General features: G+C 50.2%; 20 protein-coding genes. 6 read left to right on the top strand and 14 right to left on the bottom strand.

Annotated features, from left to right (window positions below):
- Positions 1 to 35: 35 nt before the first annotated feature.
- From hisS to AC6R0S_RS17810, 8 genes are all read right to left on the bottom strand, one after another.
- The gene (hisS, locus tag AC6R0S_RS17845; RefSeq protein WP_500631502.1) at positions 36 to 1,304 is read right to left on the bottom strand and encodes a histidine--tRNA ligase; all 1,269 of its coding nucleotides are present in this window, start codon (positions 1,302 to 1,304) and stop codon (positions 36 to 38) included.
- A 31-nt stretch (positions 1,305 to 1,335) separates the two neighbouring features.
- A complete protein-coding gene (ispG, locus tag AC6R0S_RS17840) occupies positions 1,336 to 2,454 on the bottom strand; it encodes a flavodoxin-dependent (E)-4-hydroxy-3-methylbut-2-enyl-diphosphate synthase (RefSeq protein WP_334551312.1) in 1,119 nt (372 codons plus the stop codon).
- Positions 2,455 to 2,462: 8 nt separating this feature from the next.
- Positions 2,463 to 3,470, bottom strand: a complete 1,008-nt coding sequence (gene rodZ / locus AC6R0S_RS17835; protein WP_500633753.1) for a cytoskeleton protein RodZ — start codon at positions 3,468 to 3,470, stop codon at positions 2,463 to 2,465.
- 345 nt (positions 3,471 to 3,815) lie between these two features.
- Positions 3,816 to 4,940 (bottom strand): dual-specificity RNA methyltransferase RlmN, encoded by a 1,125-nt coding sequence (gene rlmN / locus AC6R0S_RS17830; protein WP_487901679.1) that lies wholly within the window; start codon positions 4,938 to 4,940, stop codon positions 3,816 to 3,818.
- A gap of 133 nt (positions 4,941 to 5,073) precedes the next feature.
- A complete protein-coding gene (csdE, locus tag AC6R0S_RS17825; RefSeq protein ID WP_500631504.1) occupies positions 5,074 to 5,505 on the bottom strand; it encodes a cysteine desulfurase sulfur acceptor subunit CsdE in 432 nt (143 codons plus the stop codon).
- 14 nt (positions 5,506 to 5,519) lie between these two features.
- Entirely contained in the window at positions 5,520 to 6,326 is an 807-nt protein-coding gene (gene tcdA, locus AC6R0S_RS17820) for a tRNA cyclic N6-threonylcarbamoyladenosine(37) synthase TcdA (protein ID WP_500631505.1), read from the bottom strand.
- Positions 6,327 to 6,466: 140 nt separating this feature from the next.
- Positions 6,467 to 7,570 (bottom strand): murein transglycosylase A, encoded by a 1,104-nt coding sequence (gene mltA, locus AC6R0S_RS17815; RefSeq protein WP_500638473.1) that lies wholly within the window; start codon positions 7,568 to 7,570, stop codon positions 6,467 to 6,469.
- 69 nt (positions 7,571 to 7,639) lie between these two features.
- Positions 7,640 to 8,056, bottom strand: a complete 417-nt coding sequence (locus AC6R0S_RS17810) for a DUF2850 domain-containing protein (protein ID WP_334551322.1) — start codon at positions 8,054 to 8,056, stop codon at positions 7,640 to 7,642.
- 190 nt (positions 8,057 to 8,246) lie between these two features.
- Between AC6R0S_RS17810 and argA the strand changes: the two genes are divergently transcribed.
- Both argA and AC6R0S_RS17800 read left to right on the top strand, forming a co-directional pair.
- Positions 8,247 to 9,584: an amino-acid N-acetyltransferase gene (gene argA / locus AC6R0S_RS17805; protein ID WP_500631507.1), complete on the top strand. Its 1,338-nt coding sequence runs from the start codon at positions 8,247 to 8,249 to the stop codon at positions 9,582 to 9,584.
- Positions 9,585 to 9,858: 274 nt separating this feature from the next.
- The gene (locus tag AC6R0S_RS17800) at positions 9,859 to 10,035 is read left to right on the top strand and encodes a hypothetical protein (RefSeq protein ID WP_334551325.1); all 177 of its coding nucleotides are present in this window, start codon (positions 9,859 to 9,861) and stop codon (positions 10,033 to 10,035) included.
- Between the two features lie 68 nt (positions 10,036 to 10,103).
- On the opposite strand, the gene recD is transcribed toward AC6R0S_RS17800, so the two are convergent.
- The 3 genes from recD to recC all read right to left on the bottom strand — a co-directional run bounded on the left by recD (position 10,104) and on the right by recC (position 19,685).
- The gene (gene recD / locus AC6R0S_RS17795) at positions 10,104 to 12,203 is read right to left on the bottom strand and encodes an exodeoxyribonuclease V subunit alpha (RefSeq protein WP_500638472.1); all 2,100 of its coding nucleotides are present in this window, start codon (positions 12,201 to 12,203) and stop codon (positions 10,104 to 10,106) included.
- A gap of 2 nt (positions 12,204 to 12,205) precedes the next feature.
- On the bottom strand, positions 12,206 to 15,853 hold the full coding sequence (recB, locus tag AC6R0S_RS17790; RefSeq protein ID WP_500638471.1) for an exodeoxyribonuclease V subunit beta: 3,648 nt from the start codon (positions 15,851 to 15,853) through the stop codon (positions 12,206 to 12,208).
- A 373-nt stretch (positions 15,854 to 16,226) separates the two neighbouring features.
- Positions 16,227 to 19,685, bottom strand: coding sequence for an exodeoxyribonuclease V subunit gamma (recC, locus tag AC6R0S_RS17785; RefSeq protein WP_500638470.1), 3,459 nt, complete (start codon positions 19,683 to 19,685; stop codon positions 16,227 to 16,229).
- A 160-nt stretch (positions 19,686 to 19,845) separates the two neighbouring features.
- Here recC and AC6R0S_RS17780 point away from each other — a divergent pair, with 160 nt between their 5' ends.
- From AC6R0S_RS17780 to ppk2, 4 genes are all read left to right on the top strand, one after another.
- Complete coding sequence (locus AC6R0S_RS17780) at positions 19,846 to 20,736, top strand: LysR substrate-binding domain-containing protein (protein WP_334551492.1); 891 nt, start codon at positions 19,846 to 19,848, stop codon at positions 20,734 to 20,736.
- 103 nt (positions 20,737 to 20,839) lie between these two features.
- Positions 20,840 to 21,145, top strand: a complete 306-nt coding sequence (locus AC6R0S_RS17775) for a YebG family protein (RefSeq protein ID WP_334551342.1) — start codon at positions 20,840 to 20,842, stop codon at positions 21,143 to 21,145.
- A 202-nt stretch (positions 21,146 to 21,347) separates the two neighbouring features.
- Complete coding sequence (locus AC6R0S_RS17770; protein WP_500631512.1) at positions 21,348 to 22,178, top strand: copper homeostasis protein CutC; 831 nt, start codon at positions 21,348 to 21,350, stop codon at positions 22,176 to 22,178.
- 36 nt (positions 22,179 to 22,214) lie between these two features.
- Positions 22,215 to 22,997 carry a polyphosphate kinase 2 gene (gene ppk2 / locus AC6R0S_RS17765; RefSeq protein WP_500629225.1) on the top strand — a complete coding sequence of 261 codons (783 nt, stop codon included), beginning with the start codon at positions 22,215 to 22,217 and terminating at the stop codon, positions 22,995 to 22,997.
- Here ppk2 and phoU read toward each other — a convergent pair.
- From phoU to pstA, 3 genes are read right to left on the bottom strand one after another with little or no spacing between them, the layout of a single operon-like run.
- Positions 22,994 to 23,707, bottom strand: coding sequence for a phosphate signaling complex protein PhoU (phoU, locus tag AC6R0S_RS17760; RefSeq protein WP_487901695.1), 714 nt, complete (start codon positions 23,705 to 23,707; stop codon positions 22,994 to 22,996). The two genes, ppk2 and phoU, sit on opposite strands and share 4 nt — an antisense overlap.
- Positions 23,708 to 23,731: 24 nt before the next feature.
- Positions 23,732 to 24,550 (bottom strand): phosphate ABC transporter ATP-binding protein PstB, encoded by an 819-nt coding sequence (gene pstB / locus AC6R0S_RS17755; RefSeq protein ID WP_334551352.1) that lies wholly within the window; start codon positions 24,548 to 24,550, stop codon positions 23,732 to 23,734.
- A gap of 2 nt (positions 24,551 to 24,552) precedes the next feature.
- A complete protein-coding gene (gene pstA / locus AC6R0S_RS17750) occupies positions 24,553 to 26,217 on the bottom strand; it encodes a phosphate ABC transporter permease PstA (protein WP_500638469.1) in 1,665 nt (554 codons plus the stop codon).
- Between the last annotated feature and the right edge of the window lie 7 nt (positions 26,218 to 26,224).

Here is a 26,224-nt window from a genome sequence, read left to right as displayed (position 1 = left end):
GTGGCGCATAAAGGTCGCCACTTCCTGTTATCGGGTTATACCAACTGCGCTAGTTTGCTCGCCACATCGGCATGGCTGATCGTTTCTTGTGTACCACCAATCAGATCTTTCACGACGACCGTGCTGTCTGCGACTTCATTCTCGCCGAGAACCAGCGCCACCGCTGCGCCCACTTTGTCCGCACGCTTGAATTGCTTCTTAAAGTTGCCGCCGCCAAAGTGATTCATCACTCGCAGCCCTGGCACTTGCTCGCGCAACTGCTCAGCCAACTTCATTCCAGCCATCATGGTGCCTTCACCCGCGGTGACCATGTAAACATCGACGCTGCGACGCACATCGGTCAACTCAAGGGTTTCTAGCATCAGAACCAAACGCTCAAGGCCCATAGCAAAACCAACCGCAGGCGTTGCCTTGCCACCGAGTTGCTCAACCAGGCCGTCGTAGCGACCACCGCCACACACCGTACCTTGCGCACCAAGGCTTTCCGTTATCCATTCAAATACCGTGCGGTTGTAGTAATCCAAACCACGCACCAAACGCTCATTGACTGTGTATTCGATACCTGCTGCGTCGAGAAGTTCACAAAGGCCGGCAAAATGTTGCTTTGAGTCTGCATCTAAGTAGTCAGACAGACGAGGGGCATCACCGAGTACCGCTTGGATTTCTGGGTTCTTGGTATCCAAAACTCGCAGCGGGTTAGTGTGCATGCGACGCTTGCAATCGTCGTCCAGAATATCCATATGCTGAGTGAGAAACTCGATTAACGCTTTGCGGTATTCAGCACGCGCGTCAAGAGAGCCAATCGAGTTCAACTCTAGACGCACATGTTTATCAATACCAAGCTCACGCCACAGACGCGCCGTCATCATGATCAGCTCTGCGTCGACGTCAGGGCCATCTAAGCCAAACACTTCGACACCACACTGGTGGAATTGACGGTAGCGACCTTTCTGCGGACGTTCATGACGGAACATTGGGCCCATGTACCATAGGCGCTGCTCTTGATTGTAGAGCAAGCCATTTTCAATGCCGGCGCGAACACAGCCCGCAGTGCCTTCTGGGCGAAGGGTTAAGCTGTCACCATTGCGGTCTTCAAAGGTGTACATCTCTTTTTCAACCACGTCGGTGACTTCACCAATCGCGCGGCTAAATAGATGAGTCATCTCAACAATCGGCATGCGCACTTCGTTGTAACCGTAAGCGCTGATTACGTTTTTTACTGCGGCTTCAAGTTTTTGCCACAGTGGAGATTGAGTTGGGAGACAATCGTTCATGCCTCGGATTGCTTGAATTGTTTTTGCCACAATAATTACCGTAATCGTTGGTTGAGAGTTATTACTCTTGTACTTTTACATCAATGCGATTTTGCGAATCCATCAACGCGGCTTTAGCGCGGATCTTCGCTTCGAGTTGACTCACGAGATCATCGTTATCAAATCGCTCTTTTTGACGTTTGCCATCTTCATAGAAGGCACTTTTCTTGTTACTGCCTGCCAAGCCCAAATGCGACACTTCCGCCTCACCGGGTCCATTGACCACACAGCCGATAATTGAAACATCCATCGGTGTGATAATGTCTTCAAGACGCTGCTCTAGTGCATTGACGGTGCCAATCACATCAAATTCTTGGCGAGAACAACTCGGACACGCAATAAAGTTGATCCCGCGAGAGCGGATGCGCAGCGATTTTAAGATATCAAAACCGACCTTGATCTCTTCAACTGGGTTCGCCGCAAGCGAGATGCGCAGCGTATCGCCAATCCCTTCTGCCAGCAGCATGCCGAGTCCAACCGCAGATTTGACTGAACCCGCACGCGCGCCGCCTGCCTCAGTAATACCAAGGTGTAGTGGCTGATCGATTTTTTTCGCCAACAGTCGGTAGGAATCCACCGCAAGGAAAACATCGGATGCTTTGACACTCACTTTAAACTGATCAAAGTTGAGGCGATCTAAGATATCAACATGACGCATCGCCGATTCCACCAAGGCTTCTGGGGTCGGCTCGCCATATTTCATCTGGATATCTTTTTCCAGAGAACCACCGTTCACGCCGATACGAATTGGAATGTTTTTATCCCTTGCACAATCGACGACCGCACGAATGCGATCTTCTTTACCGATGTTACCTGGGTTGATACGCAAACAATCGACGCCGTATTCTGCAACCTTGAGTGCGATGCGGTAGTCAAAGTGAATATCCGCCACCAGCGGAATCGACACTTGCTGCTTGATCTGCTTGAAAGCCTCGGCAGCATCCATTGTCGGCACCGAGACGCGGACGATATCCGCACCCACATTTTCAAGGGCTCGAATTTGCGCCACGGTGGCGTCAACGTCTGTAGTACGAGTGTTGGTCATCGACTGCACCGCAATCGGCGCACCGTCACCAATAGGTACGTCGCCCACATAGATACGAGTCGAGGGGCGACGTTTGATAGGAGATTCGTGTTGCATAGTAATGTCTAAGGTAAGGTGAATCTTGCTACTTTGCCTGAAGTATACCCAGAAAGGTCGACAGGTTCACTCGCTAATGTCATTGAAACGTTTTCTGGTGCACCTAAAATCACGCTGTAAGGAGACTGACCATCCAACTCAACCGACTCGCCACCTTTTTTGATGCCGGTCACGAGGGTTTTACCACTAGCGTCTTTCACCTGAACCCAGCAATCATCGCTAAAGCTCATCTCTAGACGGTTCGTCACTGCAACCGCCGTATCCGTTGTGCTCTCTTGCGGCGCATCAGCTTGTTCTGTTGAGTCTGATGCGGTCACTGTTTCAGCTGGGGACTCTAGCGCACTCTCTTCACGGATGATTTCAGTCTCTGACGACATCTCAGTTTGCGTGTTTTCGATCGTCTCAATACTGCTCACATCGGAATCTTCACTAAGGATAGGTTCCATCGTTTCTTGAGTCTCTTGCGAAGGCTCATCTGGCATCGCCTCATCAAGCGAAACAAAGTCCAAGGTATCACTGCTGCTTGGGTCTGCACTCTGCTGCGTGGTTTCCTGCGCCGAAGATTGGCCCAAATCCAACATGTCATCCTGCTGATTTTGCCACCACCATAAGGAAGAGATCCCGGCAATCACGGCAAAAATACCCCACGTCAGAATCATAATGCGGCTGTCGTGCTTCTCTCGCTTGGTTTTACGTGAAAAGCTCTGCATCGATTGCTCTTTATGCTGAGCGGTGCCGCTGTGATCGAGCGCAGCCAATACGACTGACTCTTTTAGCCCCACTGCCTTTGCGTACGAACGAAGGTAACCGCGGGTAAAGGTAGCGACTTGGTCAGATTCGAAGTCATTTTTTTCCAAGTTTTCGATGATGGAGAGGCGAAGACGAAGCCTATCGGCAATCTGCTTTTGCGTTAATCCTAACTGCTCGCGCTTTTGCTTAAGTAGTGTACCCGCTTCAATATGTTCTTGTGGTTGATTGGTTTCTGTCGTTTCTGTCGTTTCGTGTTCGGCAGTCATTATGAATTCATCTCTTTTAAGTGCAGGGCCTCTTCCGCGCGTGCTTTTCGTTATTCATTATTGGTAGCAATGGGGCAGAATTGGCGAAGTATCCGGGCAGCTAACTCATCAAAGAGGCAATATACGCCATCAAAAGTGTGAGGAAGCCACCAAAAGCATTAACTTTCAATTCTAATCTATATCAGAGATGAAACAACATGACAAAAGGTGATAATTCACAGCCAGCTCAAGGTTTTTCCTTAAATTGACATTAAGACGCAACATCTGATTACAAATTGTCGATAAAAAAGCCAGAGCAAAGCTCTGGCCTCCGGATTCATGTACATTTAAGTATTCAATATGCGGTTAAACGGCTTTCACCTCGATGGTTTCACCTTTGGCCGCTTTTAACATGGCAGTACGTTTGGTGCGGTCAATGACATCGCCGACCAACTGTCCGCACGCCGCATCAATATCATCCCCACGCGTCTTACGCACGGTCACGGTGTGATCGTACTGCATTAAGGTTTTCTGGAAGCGATCAATGCGAGAGTTGCTTGGCTTCTTATAAGGCGAGCCCGGATACGGGTTAAATGGAATCAGGTTGATTTTACATGGTGTATCTTTCATCAGCTCTGCCAATTCACGCGCATGGTCCATATCGTCGTTAACGTGATCCAATAGCACGTACTCTACGGTCACCTTGCCACGGTTGGCATTGGAAGAAGCAATGTAGCGGCGCACAGACGCAAGAAAATCCTCGATATCCCATCGGTCGTTAATCGGCATGATTTCGCTGCGCAATTTATCGTTCGGCGCGTGCAAAGAGATCGCCAACGCCACATCAATCTTACCTGTCATCTGATCAAGGCCAGAGACGACACCCGATGTGGAGACAGTAACACGACGTTTAGACAAACCAAAACCGAGATCATCTAGCATAATCTCTAAGGCTGGAATGAGGTTTTTCATGTTCAGCAGAGGTTCACCCATGCCCATCATCACGACGTTGGTAATCGGGCGACGACCGGTCTCTTTTTCTAAGCCGATCTCACGGGCAGCTCTCCATACCTGACCAATGATTTCTGAGACTTTGAGGTTGCGGTTGAACCCTTGTTGAGCCGTCGAGCAGAACTTACATTCCAGTGCACAGCCCACCTGAGAAGAGACACACAAGGTCGCGCGATCGTCTTCAGGAATGTAGACCGTCTCGACATCTTGATCGCCCACCTTCATTGCCCACTTGATGGTGCCATCAGAAGAGTGTTGCGCCTCAGCGACTACCGGCGCTTTGATCTCACAGCGCGCGTGCAGTTTCTCGCGTAACTTTTTGTTAATGTTGGTCATGTTGTCGAAGTCATCGACACCAAAATGGTAGATCCACTTCATAACTTGATCGGCGCGAAATGCTTTTTCACCTAATTCTTCAGCGAAAAATTCACGCAAGCCCTTGCGATCGAAGTCGAGTAGATTGATTTTTTCAGTGCTCATGTAACCTCACAAACGACAGAACATTATTTAAGGGCGCGAATTGTACAGCCTTTATTCAGCGACAACAAGCGTTGTAAAGCCCTGTATTTCCTAAGGCGTTAATTCCACTTTGTTTATTAATTGAACATGCTATTTACGCCGCGGTGATTTGCTTAATTTGCTCCACAATCGCTTTCAGCCCATTGCCGCGCGAAGGACTTAGATGCGCGATAAGTCCAAGCTTTTCAAAGTACTCATCCATATCAAAATGTTGGATTTGCTGCGCTGTTTTGTGGTTGTAAGCCGCCATCACGAGGGCAATTAAACCACGTACAATACGAGCGTCAGAATCGGCACAAAAGGTCCACACGCCGTCGTGCTGCTCGCAGACCAGCCACACTTGGCTCTCACAGCCTGACACCGTCACTTGTTCACTTTTCAGCGCATCAGGCACCACGGGGAGTAGCTTACCCCACTGAATCACTTGTCGGTAGCGATCTTCCCAGCCTTTTAATCCTGACATAGTTCGAATGACATCGTCCGCCGTTATCGTCTGGCCAAACACTGAGGAGGGTGCTTCACTCATTTCATTTCCACTCATTAGCGATATTTCTGAATCAATTTTTCCACAATACGCGAGACCGCCACAAAACCAAAAGTGGCCGTCACCACCGTGGCGGCGCCAAAGCCACTGGCGCAATCCATTCGCTTTGGCCCTTCTGCCGTTGACTTCACCCCACACACGCTGCCATCGGCTTGCGGGTACTTCAACTGCTCAGTGGAAAAGACGCAATCGATGCCAAACTTACGCTGCGGATTTTTGGGGAAATTATGGTGTCGGCGCAAGGTATCTTTGATCTTTTTCGCTAGCGGATCTTGAATGGTCTTGGTTAAGTCTGCGACTTGAATTTGAGTCGGGTCAACCTGGCCACCCGCACCGCCCGTCGTAATCACTTTGATTTTGTTGCTGCGACAGTAGGCGAGCAACGCCGCTTTTGCTTTGACGCTATCAATCGCATCTAACACATAATCAAACTCTTTGCTGAGGTACTCATGCTGATTGTCTGGCGTAATGAAGTCATCAATTAAATTGACTTTGCATTCTGGATTGATGAGTTTGACGCGCTCAGCCATGACCTCAATTTTGCTCTGCCCAACAGTGCCTGACATCGCATGAATCTGGCGATTAATGTTGGTCACACAGACATCATCCATGTCAATCAAGGTCAACTCACCAATCCCTGTGCGAGCCAACGCCTCTACAGCCCAAGAGCCAACGCCGCCTATTCCGATAACACACACGTGCGCAGCGCGCAGGATCTCCACTTCACTCTGTCCGTAGAGTCGGCGTGTACCGCCAAAACGTTGGTTATAGCTGTCCGAGGCGGGGGTATCAAGTTGGCGCATGGCAAGGCTTCTCCGCTACAAATTTGGTGATGAGTAAATAGAAAGAGTGCGATTTATACGCACTCTTGTTTCAAATGTCTAGAATTGGCCAAGCCAACGCTTAACTAGCCGAAGGGAAAGATCCCCCTAACCAGCGGCCACTAATCGCGCTTCTCTGGCGGCATGGCCCAAGGCGCTTCAGTCGCGCTGCCTTCTAATCCGAGTTTCCACACCCGGCCAAAGTGTTTGTAATGGCCCGCCTCAATACCGGCTCTCGGCCCCATGCCGTGGTACAGATCAAGGTGATTCTGTTTCACTGCGCCACCAGTATCGAGTACGATCAACAAGCGAAGTTGATGGGCACCACTCCAGCTGCCGTCAGGGTTGAGCAGTGGTACTTCAGCTAAAATAGGCGTACCCATTGGAAAGAGGGAGCGATCCCCTGCCACCGACGCCATTGCCAATAACGGGATACCCGCCGAACCGGTCACCGGCGCATCGGCGCGGGGCTCAAAGAAAACAAACGATGGGTTTTGCTCTAACAGCTCACGCACCGTGGCTTCATCGTTGGCCATCACCCACTCTTTGATCGCTTTCATCGACATGTTTTCGCGAGCCACGAGTCCGCGGTCAATCAGAACTCGACCTATGCTCACATACGCTTTGTTGTTTTTACCGCCGTAGGCAAAATACTCCAGCGTGTCGTCATCTTCAAAATGGACAAAACCGCTGCCCTGAACTTCCATCAAAAAGGGGTCAATGAGATTCGCGGCATACCCAAGTTCGAGCCCTTGTCCTTCCAAAGCGCCTGCATAGATTTGCGCGCGAGTTGGGCAGTCTTGGCTGCACTCAGGTTTGCCATACACTGGGTACTTAAAGACATCATTCGGTTGATGACGAAGTTCCATCACTGGTGAAAAATACCCGGTAAATAGCACGTTACCCTGCTTATCCCCGCCCCCTAATTGCGCTGCCTGAATGCCGTATTGGCCAAGCTCTGTCGGCTCGCCACTGAGTAAAACCCACTCGTTGAGCGTGTCATAAAGCGGTTGATAGAGCGAAGCCATACTTGGTGAGTTGATGACCACTTGCTCCGCCTGACGATGAAATTCGGTGAAATCTCGTGGTTTGTCGGACACCACTATATCGGCTGAATTGAGCACATTGGTCAACTCGCCATCGAGATACTGCTGAGCGCGATCGGTTGACTGAGCACAGCCAAACAAAACACCGGCCGCAAGCAGAGGTAAGATTTTTTTGAGCACGTTGGTTTTCCCTTATTGTCGTTGGCGTTAAGCATGGCAAAGTGCCTGGCCGATAGCAACGAAAAAGCGTTAGCGAATGTTATGCTGGTATTTGGCGTCAAGACGATAGATAGGTTGATAATGAGGCTGTGAAATCAACTTCATTTCAGAGAACTCTTGATTGAGGATCTGAAAGCGCTTGGTGTCATCACCGAAACGGTATTCAAAGAACTGACCATCAAAGGCAAAATTGGTATCCACGACCCGCCCGTTGATCACGACACCATTTTCATTGAGGACGAAACGATCCGTCGCATACCCCGCGACATTTTGCTCAATCCAAGTACCGTAAAGGAAAGACTTAGGATAAGTGACCTGTAAGTAATATTGATAGAGCTGCGTGCCCAGCAGCGCAACCACTAACGCAAGTCCGGCAGCCATCAAAAAGAAGCTGCGCTCTTTCAGTTTGTTTTTTATCGCGCCGTTTGCGTCGATGTTACTCTTCATGAATGGGTTCCAAACTTGCTCTTAATAGTAAGTCTTAGACCAAAATGCGCACTTTGGCGAGTCTAGCCAAGGTCACTGTTTGCTTTCCATCTCAAGAAAATCCGCTCGAGATAAGAAAAGCACTTGCCGAAACAAGAATAAAATTGCAATATTTCCACATACTCATTCACTTGTAACTTTGGACGCTTCTGTGAAAATTCGAAATACCGCCCTTGTGAAAGGGTTCAGACAATCGGCACCTTACGTCAATGCTCACCGCGGTAAAACCATGGTAGTGATGCTCGGAGGCGAGGCCGTCGCAGATGCAAATTTTCCGAATATTATCAGTGATCTTGCTCTTCTTCATAGCCTGGGCGTGAAAATCGTCGTCGTCCATGGAGCAAGGCCACAAATTAACGACATTTTGCAGCACAATCACAGCGAAACCCCCTATCACAAGGGAGTACGAGTGACGCAAGAAACCCATTTGAGCTACGTGATGCAAGCCGCCGGTCAACTGCAACTGGCCATCACGGCGCAGTTTTCCATGAGCATGAGCAACACGCCGATGGCGGGAACACAGCTCAACGTCGTCAGCGGCAACTTTATTATTGCCCAACCGTTGGGCGTCGATGATGGTGTGGACTACTGTCACAGTGGCCGCATTCGGCGTATTGATGTCGAAGGCATCAATCGCATGCTCGACCATGGCTCCATTGTGCTGCTTGGCCCGATCGCCAGTTCAGTGACTGGCGAGTCATTTAACCTACTCTCGGAAGAGTTGGCTACACAAGTCGCCATCAAGCTCAAAGCCGATAAGCTGATCGGTTTTTGTTCTGAGCAAGGGGTCATTGATGCCAATGACAATGTCGTGGCAGAGCTGTTTCCTAAAGATGCCGAGGCCATTTTGTCCTCACTGGAAACGGAAGCCAACCCTAGCAGCGACGACACCTCTGGGACACTGCGTTTTTTGCGTGCCGCCACCAAAGCCTGCCGCGCTGGAGTGCCACGCAGTCATTTGGTCAGTTATAAGGTGGATGGCGCGCTGATTCAGGAACTCTTCTCGCTTGATGGTATCGGTACCCAGATCGTTCATGCCAGCGCTGAGCAAGTGCGAATGGCTGACATCAATGACATCGGTGGGATACTCGAGCTGATTAGGCCACTGGAAGAGCAAGGCATACTGGTCAGACGCTCTCGTGAACAACTGGAGCAAGAGATTCATCAGTTCACCATCATAGAAAAAGACGGCTTGATCATCGGCTGTGCGGCGCTTTACCCCTACCCGCAGGAAAAAATGGCCGAGATGGCCTGTGTCGCGATTCATCCAGAATATCGTGATGGTAACCGCGGCCTGCTGTTACTTAACCACATGAAACTGCAATCCAAAGCACAAGGAATTGAGAAGATTTTTGTATTAACCACTCACAGTTTGCACTGGTTTAGGGAGCAAGGTTTCTTCGAAATGGGCGTTGAGTGCCTACCATCTCAAAAACAGAATTTGTACAACTATCAACGCAAATCAAAGATATTAAGCATCAAACTTTGATTTTTTACTGCCGTTTTTCTCATTAGGAATGAAGGGGAAAACGGCAGTTGCCAAGATTTTCAAAACTAAATTATTAGCCATTTTAATAGGTTAGCCACCGAGCTATCGATTTTTATCGATAAGCACTTTATTTAATATATTGAATTGGTTAATATTTGCGCTCCCGATTCAGGGGCTCTATGGACTTACCTTCACTTACGACCTGAGAGAACTCGGCGTAAGTCGCACGGATTGCTTGAAGTAGATAAACACGATACTAAGAGCATATAACTTGATGAAAACCATCATCTGTAACTCGATTCAAAGTTTTTGGGATATGGCAGACAACGAACTGTTAGCCGGGCTCGACGTACATTGTGTCTTCCCAGTCACAGAAGGGTTGAAGGCGTTTATCCTCAATTACCAAGAAAAATACGCGATTCGCAGCATCTCATTTACGCAAGCGCTGTAACCGACGGCGCTCGACGCTGCCCAAGCGCAGCCAGCAATCAGGGACGATTGCTCATCCCTTCTCTCACCTTACTCTTTTTCCTTCAAGCGCTGTGTCAAACCACTGGCCCGAACCGTTCGCACTTTTATTCCTCTTGCCATCACCGACTCATCCACATACAGACTTAAACGTGATTTAGCGCGAGTGACGCCAGTATAAATGAGCTCTCGAGTTAAGATAGGGCTAAACTCCGGTGGCAAAATCATCAAGGTATGATCAAATTCACTGCCCTGCGATTTGTGAATCGTCATCGCATAGGCGGTTTCATGTTCGGGCACACGGCTCGGTAACACCGCCTTTACGCTGCCATCTGGCAGTTCAAAAAAGACTTTCAGCTTGTGCCCTTCTTCGTCAGGATCACGAATGCACAAACCGATGTCACCATTGTAGAGGCCTAACGCGTGATCGTTGCGCGTCACCATCACGGGCCTACCGTGGTACCATAGCTCATCTTGTACCTGAATCAGCTTGCGCGCAGCCAAAGCGCGCTCAATACGGGCATTGAGCCCTTGCACACCAAAGTCCCCTTCTCGAACGGCGCACAACAAACGACAACGTGCAAATGCCGATAACGCGTTGCGAGCGAGCGTATTGAGATCTTCCTGCGCCTGATTCACCTCATTTAACAGAGCAAGGTAGCCGCGATACTCTTCCACCAGAGATTTTATCAGCTGTTGATAGTGCTCTGTGTCGATAGGGTATTTGGCTATATCCTCAAACCCTTGCCGCCAAACTTGCTCCACCTTGCTTACGTCTCCCAAGTTGATGGCTTTGGCCAATTGACCAATCCCGGAGCGCGCATCAAATCGATAACTCTTTTGCAGCATACAGAGACTGTCCGCCATCCCTGATTGGCTGGCGCTTGCTTCATGCGCGAGTGAATCAAACCCTGTCAGTTGGGCGACTAGTTTGCCCTGCAAGGCGCTATACCCCTCTTGATGGAAAGAGCAGATGTCGCCCAATACCGCGCCCGCTTCCACTGACGAAAGCTGATCTTTATCGCCGAGTAAAATCAGCCGAGCCTGCTTGGGCATCGCATCCACCAGCTTATGCATCATAGAGAGATCGACCATCGACGCCTCATCGACGACCAAAATGTCCAAATGCAGAGGGTTATCGTGATGATGGCGAAACTCGGCGCTGTCTGGAATCGCGCCAAGCAAACGGTGAATGGTGCTAGCTTGTGTCGGTATGGCCGCTTTCAACTCTGGACTCACCGCCAATTGCTCCACCGCTTGGCCGATAGATTCAGTCAGGCGCGCGGCGGCCTTTCCTGTCGGCGCCACCAATTTGATGGTTGGCACATGACCATGGATGCGATCTTGTTTTGCTTGCTCAATCAAGGCGGCGAGTAACTTGGTCACAGTGGTCGTTTTGCCTGTACCGGGTCCACCAGAAATCACAGCAAATCGACGAGTGAGCGCCACCGCCGCCGCCACCTTTTGCCAACTGACGCATACCGCTTGGGGGACGAGCTTATCTAAAGCAGACAACTCGGCCACGGTTTTGGCCTGCTGGAGTATTTGGCCTATGGCAACCCAATCGAGCTCATCAGGCGTAACCACATCCAAATGGTCACACACTAATTGCTGAATTATGACGGGGGTTACCGACTGACTTTTTCTAATATTGTCAAAAAGATAGCGATAATTTCGCGCAAATAGATGATCAAGAAGTTCGGTCAACTTCGCTTGCTCATCAGGCTTTAGGATCATCGGTAACCCAAAGCTCAATAAGCGTTCGGATAAGGTCGTTTCATAATGCCAGAAACGGTGCAAGTAGAGTCGCTCACCATCGAACATCAAAGGAAGCGGCTCACCCGCACTCCCCACCCACGACGAATTCACTAAATGGGCAGCCCAATCAAATGTATGTAAGATCTGATTGAGATTCAGCGCTGCCTCGCCATACAAACCGAGCTTGTGTGCCAGATCCGCCTTTTGACCATTGGCGTCAAAAAGGGGTAAACAGATATTGCCTTTCGCCTGCTCTGCACTGGTCAACCCAGCGATAAACGCCAGGTGGTCATCGTTAGACTGCTGATGGATAAAACGCGCAAATTGGTAGTCCAACTGGCGAATCATGCCTTTTGCTGCCAAGAGTTGCAGCTGTGAAACAAGTAGCGCCATGTCTAGATCAACTCCCCTTGGCCCGCTGGGTTAAATTTGGTTTCAATCGGCTTACCCTCTATCAATCGATCTAAATCCTCCAACATGGCTAAGCTCGGTTTCGCCGAAAAAATGCCGTGTTCGCTCTGGCCATCCATACCGCGTAAAAAGAGATAATAGACACCGCCAAAATGGTGTTGATAGTCGTAATTCGCTAAGCGGCTGCGCAAGAAACGGTGTAGGGCTAAGGCATAAATCTGATACTGGAGATCGTAGCGATGATCGGCCATCGCTTGGTTAAGCGCCTCACCATGGTAATCGCTGACATCACTGCCAAGGTGGTTCGACTTCCAATCCAGTACGTAGTAGCGACCTTGGTGCTCAAACACCAAATCGATGAACCCTTTTAACATGCCGCGCACTGTTTGGAACCCGAGCTCACCGGCGCGCGCGGACAGGGTATCGTGACGCGTGATCACTCGATTCAGGGATGGCGCGTCCAAAACGGTAATGGGTAGTAAAAACTCCATCTCTACCAAACGCTGAGATGGCCCTTTTTCATTCAGTCGCAGTGCATCGCCATCTAAGGGCGTCGCCAACACAGTATCGACCAACGATTGCAATACAGGAAGCCAGCTCTCATCCAACTGCTCGGCTTGCAATAGCGATTCGATGATGGCGCGATTGTGATCGCTATGGGCAGACTCGGTAAATTCAACGTCTTCAAATAACGTATGTAAGAAAGTGCCCGGCCTTGCACCGCGGGGAAAGGTGAAAATCGACTTTTCTGGTTCAGTGAGTGACGCTTCGTCGTGATCCTGCGCCGAGTCCACATCAAGGCGCAGTACATCCTCAAACCCTTGCGCCGCATGACTAGACGATTGTTTAACGAGACCGGAATAACTGGTGATGCGCCAATAGCGGTCCAGTGGTGTGGTAAATGCTTTGGCGCCAAGTGGCGGCATCTCTGGTGGAGGAATCATCAGCGGCTGAGCGTGCGAATTTGGCAGGTCCGCCACAGCAACACAAGCCAACGCCTCACTTTGCCGGCAAATCGCCTTAGTCAAATCTGAGATGCCCCCCTCTTGGCCATCTTGCAGTAAATAACCCATCGCACTTTTGTGTACGCCCGTCGGCTCTTTGGTCGAGCGACCATTACGCAGTGGTGCGGCGCCGACAAAACAGCCATATACCGCACGCGTCAATGCCACGTAAATCAGACGCAGATCTTCTGCAAGACGTTCGTTATCCGCAAGCGCCAAAGCCGCGCTTTGCCCAGTAATATCGAGCATGGTCACATCTTGCTCAGCATCGTAATACTTCGCCTCGCTCGCTTCACGATAGCTCAATGCAAACGGCAGAAAGACTAAGTCGTACTCCAACCCTTTCGATTTGTGGATGGTGACGATCTGCACCAGATTACGCTCCGATTCCAAGCGCTGAATTTGCTCATCACTGCCACCAAGCCCTTGCTCCGCATCGCTGATGGATTGCGCCAACCAACGCAACAAGCCATGATCGCTGTCGAGTTCACCACTCATCTGTTGCAATAACTCACCCATGTGCATCAGATCCGTCAAGGTTCGCTCACCGTTTTGCTCTTCTAGCAGGCGCTCTGCAATATGACGCTTGCTGATCACGCTGCGCAACATCGGCAATACGCCGCGTTGCTGCCAAAGTTGGCGGTAACCTTTAAACTCATCGATCGCGTTTTCCCACTCGTTTTCATCGTTGTTCAAGCTATCAAGTGTTGCAGCATCAAGGGCGAACAGTTCGCTGGCTAAGCACGCTCTTAACGCTCTGTCGTACTCGGGCGTCAGCACCGCTTGCAATAGACGCTGCACATCGCTTGCAACAACAGAACTGAACACACTGTCTCGATTGGAGAGATAGACACTGGCAATGCCTTGATCGGCCAGCGCTTGTTTGATCATCCGACCTTCATTCCCAGTGCGCACCAACACAGCAATATCACCGGCCTCAATCGCCTGCTCGCCTTTCGCGCCTACCAACATGGCCTCATTATTAGCCGCAGCCTGAAGAATTGTCTGGATCTGGTTGGCCGTCGCACTCGCCATCGCCTCAAGGTACTCACCTTTGGCCAGCGGTTTCTCTTCAGCTTCTTGTAACCAATACGTCAACGCTGGTTGTCGTGTGCCGCTTAACGTCCAACCTTTGCGCTCAGAACCCGGAGAGGCGTTGACGGGATAAAAAGGAATATCTTGATCGTAGATAAACGGGCTTTTCGGCACTGAAAACACTTGATTGACCGCTGCCACCATATCTGCGCTTGAGCGCCAGTTCGTGCCTAAAGTGAAATGCGACGTCACCTGTTGGCGCGCTTTAATGTAGGTAAAAATATCCGCGCCACGAAACGCGTAAATCGCCTGTTTCGGGTCGCCAATCATAAACAGACCGCACTCAGGGCGATCAAGGTAAATACGACTGAAAATACTGTATTGCAGCGGGTCGGTATCTTGGAATTCGTCGATCATTGCAACGGGATAGAGAGTGCGAATGCGCTCACGCAGTAGCTCAGTATCATCAAGGTCGATCGCCGCAGAAAGCTGAGTCAACAAGTCATCAAACGAGAGCCACTGCTTCTGAGCTTTGGCCGCTGCCAGCATTGCGCGGCAATGCTCTATCGCATGAGCCAACATCGGCGCCTTCAGATCCACCGGGTGAGCGAGGTGCGCTTCAATACGTGCAAATAACGGGTGCTCAGGTGCTTTGCCTTTCGGTGTTTTTTCAAGCAGTGCGTTTTGCGCAAACTTCTCCAGCGCCGTAGGTATCTCATAGTTTGTCGTCGCTTGGGCTGCCCAGGCAGAAACACTCTCTATCCAGGTCGGTAGCGATTTTTTACTGTAACTGCGCTTATTGACGTCTGACTCGTTGATGATCGCCAGCACCTCGTCTTGATGCGCTCGCCAAAGTGCCTTAAGTTCATCAATTTGAGCCAGATTACGCTCATGCAGATCCGCTAAGCTGCCCTGCATTGCAGGCACGCTTAACGCCAAAGGTGCACCAGTCAAATAGTTCGAAATCGCGGCTAACAGCTCATTCGGCGCCCGCCAAATTCGGCGAATTTCACCTGCCAGTTGCGGGGGTAATGGATAGAAATTACGCCGCCAATAATCTGCGACCACTTGCGCTTTTAAATGGCTTTCATCAGTGACAAATTCATTGCTAAATCGACTGCCTGACTCAAACGCATTTTGCGTCAGCATCCGCTGGCAGAAACCATGAATCGTGTAGACGGCGGCTTCATCCATCTGCCTTTCCGCTTGCAGCAATATTTGCGCAGCTTGAGCGTGATCCGTCACCGCTTCAAGCAAAGGCTCGATCACTGGGTCGCTGCTTTGGCCACGAGCAAAAGCAAGGCGCGCGTCATGAATACGCGCCCTAATCCTATCGCGCAGCTCCGCCGTGGCAGCCTCAGTAAAGGTCACCACCAAAATCTGATCCACAGTGAGCGGATGCGCGTGCCGAGTCTGCTCGTCGCCATGCCCGAGCAACAAGCGCAAATAAAGCCCTGCAATGGTAAAGGTTTTTCCTGTTCCAGCTGAGGCTTCAATCAGCCGAGCACCATGCAATGGAAAGGTCATCGTATCGAGTGCGGTCGGTGTGATATCACCACCACTAGAAAGAGTGGAACGAGACGATGCGGTCATAAAATTCTGCCCTTTAACTGTACGAGTTCACACATTGGCTCAATCGCACATTGTATGAATTCATGGATGTTTCACCTATCACGATTCAGCTCGACAATATTAGTGCTAATACTCAATGTGATCCGGTTAATAAAACGCTATTTTATCTGTTAACCCCATAAAAATACGGGTAGTTCTGCGATCTTACTCACAGCAGCCTATAGAGTGAGTCGTTAGTATCCGCAGCATGAGTTGAGGCAGTGTGTCTGCCCATCAACCCAACAAATCATGGTCCCTCTGACCTGTGGCCGTACAGCGAACGCCCTACACTATAATGATTTTCTGGCGGCCACTTTACCTTCTGCTATTTTTGCTCTTCATCTTCACTGACCCTTTAAGACACATCGGCAGCATCTTGTGCAGCGAGACGAGGTGCTTGAATGACGCGAGCAGCCAATGTACGCACTCGAGCGGCCAGTTCCTCATCCCATTGCGGCCAAATACGACGAATGTAACTGTCGTTGCCTTCGCCACTCGACATGTAGCCATCATTGAACGTATCGGCCATTTTTTTCAGCGATTTGTCTTCATCCTCCACCCACTTTCCGCGACTAAAGCCCGCTTCTATCGCCGCTAAAGCGGTACGAGGGAAATAAGGTAAAGGCTCACTCATGCCTTGGTAGTAAAAACCCACCAGCTCATTGAGTAGTGCGTACGCTTGCTCACGAGACTCTAGTGCAGGGTAGATTAGATGCTGCGCCCCTTCTTTTTTGTCATAGCCGATCAGGTGAGTGCGCAGCGCACGACCACTGGCGGCCATGGCCAAATGATCAAGCCAAGCGGAGAGATAGTCTTGAGATCGAATCCGCCCAGTACGAAAACGCACTAGCCCAGATTGGTACACTTGAGTCAACCAGCCGACCAGCTGTACGGGTTTGCCATCGCCAAGCACATCCAACGTGAGAGTGACTTCATGATCCTCACAAGGCGCTTGACACAATCCGTGCAAGGTTTTCGCTAACTCTTCACTTTGCACTCGGTTGGTTTCAAACTCAATGTCACCAAAGGCGCCAATAGGCAAACGCCCTTCGGCGCGATGCTTCGCCACACATTGCGCCATCAAGCGACTAGGATCGCGATCAGCTAATGTGTGAGCGGTCAGCAGTGTCGTAAGCAGCTCATCGCGCAACTGATAGCTTTCCAGTCCGCCCAGCACAAAGGGCTCTTCATCGTTCATCACAGGTTGCGGCGGCTCAAACGTCACCTTTAAACGGCGGTTGAAAAAGTACTGAACAGGCAGGCGCCAAAAGCGTTGCAGCTCGACTAAATCCAACTCGAGTGGAAAATGCGCGCCGAGTAAGTAGTCACTCAACTGACGCTGAAAATCACCACTTTTTTGCCCCTGGCGCAAGGCGGCAGGTAACCACTCTTGAGCGTAACTTGCCCGCTCGCCAAGAAACGCCTCAGCGCTGAACGGCACCATGGGATGAGACGTGCTCAAGTGGTGAACAAGGCGCGAGCCGGACTCATCACAGCCTAAATCTGAATCGCCTTCCAAACAGTAGTTTTGATGGCAGTATTCCATTAACTCAGAGACCAACACCGATGGCATGCGCGGCGTGTTGTCTTGAATTGAGCGCCCGACATAACTGATGTAGAGCGTATCCTGCGCCGATAACAGCGCCTCTAAGAAAAGGTAGCGGTCATCATCACGGCGCGAACGGTCGCCATGCTTGGCGCGACCATTCATCAAATCAAACCCTTCCGGCGGCACAGACCTAGGGTAAACGCCTTCATTCATCCCCAATAGACACACAGTCTTAAATGGAATGGAGCGCATCGGCATGAGGGTACAGAAGTTGACTTGGCCGGCAAGAAAGCGCTGACTTACCCGCGTACCAGAGAGTTTGTCACGCAAATACTGCGTCACAATCGCAGCAGAGAGCGGCGCACTGAACGCGGCATCATTCAGCTGCTCTTTGAGCATCGCCAACGTATCACGAATGGATTTGAGCGCCGCTTCACCATCCAAATCCACCAAAAAGAAATCATCCAACAGTTGAGTCAGCACTTCGCGCCACTGATCCACCCCCTGGCTCTGCGCTAACTTAGCGCGATAGTGAGCAACGGTTTCAATATAGTGAGCCAGTTTGCCCGCCAGTTCGGCGCCAAGGCCTTGAACTTCGTTGAACGGCGCCAGTTCGCCTTGTTCGGTGTTCAGCAGCCCTGCCGATGCAGGCATCGCATAGCCCAGCAACATGCGGTTAATACCAAATTGCCATGTATTTTGGCCTGTTTTAGGCAAATCAAATTCTTGTGCGGTGTGGCCGTCGAGTCCCCAGCGAATCCCCGATTGCTCTACCCACTGTTTTGCGCGAATAAACTCGTTATCGTCGAGACCAAATCGCGCCAAGATCGCTGGTGTTTCCAGCAGCTCAAGCAGCTCCGAGGCCAAACAGCGCGATTGCGGCAGCATGGTCAATAATAAGAAAGCGTTCAAGATCGGGCTTTCTTGGTTGGCACTGCGATCCGAGATAGAAAAAGGGATGAATCGTTCACCCGGCGCATTGCCAAACACCGCTTGAATGGCCGGACTGTAGGCATTGATGTCCGCCACCATCACAATCACATCACGCGGTTTGAGCGACGGATCCGCTTCAAACATTGCCAACAGTTGATCGTGCAGCACTTCCACTTCTCGCATTGGGCTATGACAAGCATGTAAGGTCAGTGAGCGGTCTTGCAGCGAAACGCGACGTTTATGGTGGCTCGTGTCGAGCAACGTATCATCTTGATGCTCTTCAAGATTGAGGATATCGGCCTGCAATTCGTGCAGCAATGAGTCTCGCTCGATATCCACAAAGGCTTCAATCTCATGGGATTCCAACTGAGAAAGCAGATACATGTTGTCGCGCCCCAATTTGCCCATTGAGGCCAGCAAGCTGTTCCCCACCACATCGGTGTGCAGCTCATCTACTATATTCTCTTCAAGGCTACCTTTGAGCGGTTCGCTCTCGCCTTGCCACTCTGAGTGATCCTCTTGCCACACCAGATGTTTGCGCCGCTTCGCCGCCAATTTTGCTAAGAATTTACGGTCACGGACCTCCCCCCAATAGTAGCGACACGGGTTGGTGAACATGAGGTGGACATCAATGTGCTCACCGATCGCTTTAAGCGCATCCATATAGCGAGGTGGTAAAGAAGTGATACCAAACACAAACAAGCGTTTGGGCAGATGGTCAAAACCACCCGTTCGATGTTCAAGCGCTTCGATAAATTCTTGATAGAGGTTGGCACGATGGTAAGGCGATTGCCCTAGCGCCAGAGTCTGATCGTAGAGCGCTTGCCAAAGGATGGGTTGCCAAGGGTGTTCATCGTGTATTTCAGCGACACCTAGCCCCGCCTCCCAACTGGCGATCCACTCAGGTCGATAAACCAGATACCCATCAAAGATGTCGGCAATTTTTTCTGCCAATTGATAGCATTTACTGCTGTCTCGATCGTCAGCCAAGTAACGGCGTAACGGTTCAAATTCGTCCCTTTCTAGCTGAGATGGCAACACTTGCATCAACTTCCATGTCATCGCCTCTTTATTAAACGCACTGCGAGTCGGCACATCGGGCAAGACCTGGGTAAACAAGTTCCAGATAAAGGTCGCGGGAAGAGGAAACTCTATATTTGCAGCCACACCGAACGCTTTCGCCAGTTCCATTTTCAGCCATTGAGACATGCCGGGGCTCTGAACCAAAATCTGCTCGGATTCAAACGGGTTCTCAAGCGGCTGATGGCGAATGAGCTCCACCAACAAAGATTTCAACACATCGACTTGATTGGAATGATAGACAGTAAACACAAGGCGCTCACACGATAAGAGGACGATAGGGTGAGATTAGCATAAGTCAGTGAATATAGTGACGTTTACAAGCTGACGAAGTCGGGTTTCATTCGACTTGCACGATAGTCTAATTTCGCCAATGATAGCCATTATCGCTTCTATTTATCGAATCAATATTATGGCTGTAAACCTCACACTGAAACAACTGAAGGTGTTCCTTGCTGTCACTCGGCATGACACTCTCACCCACGCTGCTGACGCGCTGTATCTCTCCAAAGCGGCGGTTAGCATGACCTTGTCAGAGCTTGAAAAACAGCTCGGACACTCGTTGTTTGATCGTGTGAATAACCGTCTGCTGATCAATCAAGAGGGCATCAAACTACTGCCGATGGCCGATGAACTGTTAGAACGAGCCAGAGATATTGAACATCTGTTTGATGACACTCAAGGGTTAAGCGGCGAACTGAGAATTGGCGCTAGCGATACCATCGGCAATCAAGTAGCACCGTTTCTCCTGCGCTCCTTTCGTGACGCAACTGGCCATGAGCAGCAAAGCTTATTGATCTCCAACTCCGCTTTGATCTGTGAAAAGCTGGTCGACTATGAACTGGATATCGCCTTGATTGAGGGTAAAACGCTTCATCCGGCTCTAAACTCTACCCCATTTAGTCGCGACGAGATGTGCGTTATTTGTTCGCCCTCATCACCGCTCGCACGTCACGAACGAGTAGCAATGGATGAGCTGGAACACAGCCGCTGGGTACTGCGCGAGGCGGGGTCTGGCTCTCGCGAGTTCTTTCTGCGCGTTATCGCGCCGCGATTAGAACGATGGCAGGAATCATTTGAACTCAATACCACCGAAGCCCTGATCAACAGTGTCGCCGCTGACTTAGGTTTAGGCTGTCTATCGCGCTTATCGGCACAACCGGCGATCAATGATGGCCGAGTGATTGAGTTGCCGCTGCCCCTCGATATGACACGCCGCTTTTGGTTATTGGTGCACAAAGAAAAATATCAAAGCCCGCTACTCAAATCCTTTATTGCCTTTTGTCAGCAGTGGAAAAATTAAGCATCTGTCTCTCATAGCGCGCACGCACACCTAGACTTAAGTAACTCAAACCTGTATAAACAGCCAGTAATAAAACCTATCAATTTAAGTTAGAGGACCAACCATGGCTGTAATCGTCAAGTACGTGGTAGAACGCAACGGAGAAGAGAAAATGACTTTTACCTCTAAAGCGGAAGCGGACGCCTATGACAAAATGCTCGATATGGCGGACGAGCTTTTCGAGCTTCTAGGTAAAAGTGAACTGATGGAAGATGAAGCCAAGCAAGAAGATTTGGCGATGTTCCTAGCGCAAAATAAAGAAGAAGTGCTCTATGCATTAGGGGCAAAGCGCAAGCCCACTCCGAAGAAGAAAAAAGTGGTGGCCGTAGACACGGAAAACACCCCAGAAGAACAAGACGACGCGGCGTAATGCCCTCTCTTTATCGTTACCAAGCCTCTGCGATTGCAGGGGCTTTGTTTTTTATACATCCTCATAAATACCATGCTCACCAACAGGGCATCCCCAGAAACAAGGCCCCCATAAACAAGGAAAGTATCCTTGCAGCACTTTACCCTAATACCCAACACGTTCTCTCGCTACAATAAAGTAAATCCCTTTGGTAACAGAGCCTATGACCACACACATTGAAGTCTGTATCGATCACATTGAATCTCTTCATCACGCCCTCAAGGGCGGTGCGACACGAATTGAGTTGTGCAGCGCGTTAGCGCTTGGCGGCCTCACCCCCAGTGCCGGATTGATGCGCCTGGCGGGCCGTTACCGTGCCCTGAGAGATATTGCCCAGAAAGAAAGTATCCAGAGAGACTTAGATTCAAACGCAAAAGGCATCCCTATTTACGCCATGATTCGTCCTCGCCAAGGCGACTTTATTTTCAGCGAACAGGATTTAGAGTGCATGTTGCACGACATCGACACCGCCGCGCAAAGTGGCCTACAAGGCGTCGTAATTGGCGCTCTGACTGCCGATGGGAAAGTGGACACCCACATGACCTCACAACTCGTCGAACGCGCGCACGCCCATCAGTTGGGTGTGACCTTCCATCGCGCGTTTGATCAATGCCAAGAACCCGGTGAAGCCTTGGAAACCATCATCTCGTTAGGCTGTGAGCGAGTCTTAACCTCTGGCCTTGCGTTGACAGCCCCTGAAGGTGTTTCGGTGCTAAAACAGTTAGTGACCCAAGCGCGCGAGCGCATTGTGATTATGGCGGGAGCGGGAGTGAATGCCAGCAACGCGCACGAGCTCATCAACCAGACCGGCGTGACCGAGCTGCACCTATCAGGAAAAACCCTGCGTCCAAGCTTAATGCGCTCACACTCTCAAGCGGCGATGGGCGAGATTGATGACTATCAGATCCCAGTCACGGATCCAGATGCGATTGCCCAAGTGGTCAAAGCGGTAAAATGTGCCCATTCAAACACTATTGTCCCGAATAAGTGCTAACATATTGATAATAATAAAAGCTTAAAAGGATGCACCATGGCGAAGAACAAACTTGATAAAGCCTTTTACGAAAGTGAACTGGAACGCTTGCAGATTGAACTGGTCAAGTTGCAAGAGTGGGTAAAGCAAGAAGGTTTGAAAGTCGTGGTGATCTTTGAAGGCAGAGACGCGGCTGGGAAAGGGGGCGTGATTAAGCGCATCACCGAAAAACTCAATCCGCGCGTGTGTCGTGTCACAGCGCTCCCTGCCCCAACAGAAAAAGAGAAAACGCAGTGGTATTTTCAGCGCTATGTCGCGCATTTACCCAGCGCTGGCGAAATAGTACTGTTTGACCGCAGTTGGTATAACCGCGCTGGTGTTGAAAAAGTGATGGGCTTTTGTAGCGAAGCGCAATACGAAGAGTTTCTCCACTCTTGTCCGGAATTCGAGCGCATGTTGCAGCGCTCAGGCATCATCTTGATTAAGTACTGGTTTTCCGTCTCAGACGAAGAACAAGAAAAGCGCTTTCTTGGTCGTATCAATACCCCCATCAAACGTTGGAAATTCTCGCCTATGGATCTTGAGTCCCGCAACCGCTGGGCGGAATATTCAGAAGCGAAGGATAAGATGTTTGCCTACACAGACACCAAACAATCGCCGTGGTGGGTCGTTCCTTCAGATGATAAAAAACGCGCGCGCCTCAATTGCATCAGCCATCTCTTAAGCCAAATTGACTATCAAGAAATCTCTTATCCAGAGATCGTCTTACCGGACATCAACAAAGAAGGCTATATTCGTAAGCCGATGGACGACCAGACGTTTGTCCCAGAGAAGTATTAACGCTTAGGTCCAGAATTCAACGCATCATCAATGCTTTGTTCGCCCAAGTGGCGAACATCTTTGCCTTTGACAAAGTAAATGATGTATTCACAAATGTTTTGGCAGCGGTCACCCACACGTTCAATTGCCCGGGCAGACCACATCACTTGCAGGATGTTGGGGATGTTTTTCGGGTCTTCCATCATGTAAGTCATCAACTGACGAATCACGGCTTCGTACTCGGCATCTAACTTATCATCCAGCTTGTACACTTCTGCGGCGGCATCGACATCCATACGAGCGAACGCGTCCAACACTTGATGAAGCATGGTAATCGCTTGGCGACACAAAGGCTCGAGGGAAACTTGAAATTGGCGCTCTTTGGAGGATGGGCTTTCAATCGCAACGTAAGCCATCTTGGTGGCAACGTCGCCAATACGCTCCAGATCGGTAATGGTTTTGATGATGGCCATAATCAGGCGAAGATCTTTTGCGGTCGGCTGACGCTTGGCGATAATCCGAGTACACGCCTCATCAATCGACACCTCCATCGCGTTCACTTTGTGATCGTCACGTACTACTTTTCGCGCCAATTCGATGTCCTCTTTATGCAGCGCTTGCATAGCAAAAGAGAGCTGCTGCTCAACTAAGCCTCCCATGGTAAGTACGTGGGTACGAATCGACTCTAGTTCGACATTAAACTGACCTGAAATATGACGACCAAAATTCATAAACTGTGTGTGACTCCTCTTTGATTATCCGTAACGTCCGGTGATGTAATCTTCGGTTTGCTTTTTCATCGGTGAGGTAAAGATTGAGTCGGTATCGGAATACTCAATCAGTTTCCCCATATGAATAAATGCGGTGTGATCGCTAACCCGCGCCGCCTGCTGCATGTTGTGCGTGACAATTACCACAGTATATTTGGTTTTGAGGTCATTGATCAGCTCCTCTATGGTCAAAGTGGAGATAGGATCAAGTGCCGATGTCGGTTCATCGAGCAAAAGGACCTCTGGCTCTATGGCAATCGCGCGCGCAATCACCAAACGCTGCTGCTGACCACCCGATAATCCAAACGCATTTTCGTGCAAGCGATCTTTCACTTCGTCCCATAATGCTGCGGCGCGAAGCGAACGTTCAACCGCATCATCAAGAATTCGGCTGTTTTTGACGCCTTGCAGACGCAAGCCATACACCACGTTTTCATAAATGGATTTGGGAAAAGGGTTAGGACGCTGAAACACCATTCCAACTCGGCGGCGCAACGTCGCAACATCGACACCCGGATGGTAGACGTTTTTTTTATGCAGTTTCACTTTGCCTTCGACGCGGCAGCCTTCGACCAAGTCGTTCATACGATTAATGCAGCGCAGCAAGGTCGACTTTCCACACCCCGATGGACCGATGAACGCCGTCACCTGACCTTTAGGAATGCGCATTGAAATATCACTCAGCGCTTGCTTGTGACGATAAAACAAGTTGAGGCCATCAATCTCGATCGCCGTTTGTTCATCGCTTAGGTTACGCACATCTAGCGGCGCTCGGTAGCCTAAGGTTTGGTTCACTGAAAACATGCTTAATCTTGTCCAAAGGTTCGATATTTTTCGCGTAAATTATTGCGAATACTGATGGCGGTTAAGTTGAGCCCGATGATGACCGTGACCAATAAAAAAGAGGTGGCGTACACTAAGGGACGCGCGCTTTCGATATTGGTGGTCTGAAAACCGACATCGTAGATATGAAAGCCCAAATGCATAAACTTACGCTCAAGGTGCAAAAAGGGAAACTGGCTGTCAACGGGCAAACTGGAGGCCAACTTCACCGCTCCGACCAACATCAGCGGCGCCACTTCTCCCGCGGCGCGAGCAACAGCAAGAATCAATCCGGTAATAATCGCAGGGCTTGCCATCGGAAGAACAATGCGCCACATGGTCTCAAACTGCGTCGCGCCTAATGCCAAAGAGCCGTGACGCACCGAGTTCGGGATGCGGCTTAAGCCCTCTTCAGTGGCCACGATGACCACAGGCAAGGTCAATACTGCCAAGGTGAGCGCTGACCAAAGTAGCCCTGGCGTTCCAAACGTCGGACTGGGCAGTTTTTCAGAATAGAAGAGTGCATCAATCGAGCCACCTAAGGTGTAGACGAAAAAGCCTAACCCAAAGACACCATAAACGATCGAAGGCACCCCAGCCAAGTTGATCACCGCCACACGAATCACTCGAGTAAACACGTTGTTGTGCGCATACTCATGTAAGTAGACTGCCGCAATCACGCCCAGTGGCATAACAACAATCGACATGATGATCACCAGCAACACGGTACCAAACATAGCCGGAAATACCCCCCCTTCCGAGTTGGACTCTCTGGGATCATCGGTCAGAAACTTCCAAGCTTGCACCGACCACTGGCCAAATTTTTCGAGCAGAGACATATCATTGGGATACCACACATCTAACATCTCACGCAGTGGAATCGTCACCTGTGTACCTTGCATATCCACCACGACCAGTCCTTGAAGATCAAGCTCATCACGCCAATCATCAAGCCTCGCTTCCATCGCCATCAACTGCTGGCTAAAACCTTGGGATTGCAGCTGATAACGCAGCAAAAAGGCATCGTCCAAATTTCCGTTGAGTTCTCGCTTTCGATACTCCAAGCGTAGCTTATCTGCCTGCGCACTGAGCACTTTGATCTGCTTCTCGACTAGATTCTCTATGTTGCCCCGCACCTCTTCCGCGAACGCCAGTCCACGACCAATCGCCACATCCACATTTTGGCTCATCTCGCCATCGGCTTGTCGATAAGCGATGGGTCGACCAAAAAAATCACCGCCGCGCGTGCGCTCAATCACCGCCCACCCGGAAGGGGTCGTGCGATCTAACACCTCAGTTTCAAGTACAGACACAAAATCGGCAGAATAGAGATCGCGGTTGGCGACTTTAATACTCAAGCGCTCAACCAACCCTCGCTCTTCCACCTCATCTGACAATTCAATAGCCATCTCTTGTAAATGATTAATGGGCACCGATTCAGTGGCGTAGAGTTGCCCCACCAGCACCTCACCTTGAGAGGTCTGCCATTGATAGAGTGGAGAGGGCCAGAAAAACGAGAGACCTTTCCAACCAATCAGCAGCAATAAGCCCAGTACCGAGAGTAAGCTCACGCTGACCGCACCGCCGGTGAGCCAAATCCAAGGAGAGCCGGATTTCAGCCATTGATAACCCGGTTTTATACTAATCATGGCTCAC

The sequence above is a fragment of the Vibrio sp. R15-SG3-ISO1B genome (assembly GCF_059833835.1).
This window is presented reverse-complemented; position numbering and strand designations above follow the sequence as displayed.